At 55.9% G+C, this 263-nt stretch carries 1 protein-coding gene; it reads left to right on the top strand.

The window, feature by feature from the left end; all coding sequences use genetic code 11:
- Positions 1-6: 6 nt before the first annotated feature.
- Positions 7-263, top strand: a 257-nt coding sequence (locus ACSZO4_RS26000; protein WP_437891950.1) for a transposase, incomplete at its 3' end; no start/stop codon positions are given.

Raw genomic sequence — 263 nt, 5'->3', positions numbered from 1 at the left:
TTCACGATGCCCGCTCTTGCCAGCTATTCCTCCCGCAAAAAACAGTTCCTCGACCGTATGGAGGTTCTCGTCCCATGGCACGATATCGTTGATATGCTGCTTCCCTGCTATCCCTCGTCCCGACGGGGACGCAGACCTTTTCCCCTGTTGCTCATGCTGCGCATTCACTGCCTGCAACTCTGGTTTGACCTCAGTGACAGCGCTGCCGAAGATGCCCTCCATGACATGCTGCCATTTCGTCAGTTCTCCGGTATCGACTGCTG

It is taken from the genome of Phytobacter sp. V91, assembly GCF_965644225.1.
In the GTDB taxonomy this organism is placed as follows: domain Bacteria; phylum Pseudomonadota; class Gammaproteobacteria; order Enterobacterales; family Enterobacteriaceae; genus CBFFRJ01.
Note: the sequence above shows the minus strand (reverse complement) of the source record. Positions and strands in the feature narration are given on the sequence as shown.